Origin of the sequence: Microbacterium maritypicum MF109 (assembly GCF_000455825.1) — a bacterium.
GTDB classification, from domain to species: Bacteria; Actinomycetota; Actinomycetes; order Actinomycetales; family Microbacteriaceae; genus Microbacterium; species Microbacterium maritypicum_A.
The window spans coordinates 1-327 of sequence record NZ_ATAO01000117.1 but is presented as its reverse complement, the minus strand read 5'-3'; the positions used below and the strand labels follow the sequence as shown (position 1 = coordinate 327).

General features: G+C 65.4%; 1 pseudogene. It reads right to left on the bottom strand.

What is annotated here, in order from left to right:
* Positions 1–327 (bottom strand): annotated as a pseudogene (locus L687_RS27805) (carbohydrate ABC transporter permease); the annotation flags it as partial.

Here is a 327-nt window from a genome sequence, read left to right as displayed (position 1 = left end):
GTACGAGTCGCCGAGGCCGTAGTTGCGGGTGATCTGCACGTAGAGGGGGATCATCAGCAGCTGGAACGGCACCATCTGCACGAGCAGCATCAGCACCCAGATCACGCCTCGGCCGCGGAAGTCGAGGCGGGCGATCGCGTAGCCGGCGAGCAGCCCGAACACGACGGTTCCCAGCAGCACGCCCGCCGTGAAGATCAGCGAGTTCAGCAGCGAGCCGACCAGGTCGATGCGCGAGTCGATCGCGACGAAGTTGTCGACAGTCCACCCGCTCGTCGGGAACAGTTCGCTCGGGGAGTTCGTCGGACTCTCCTGGAACGCCCCCACGAT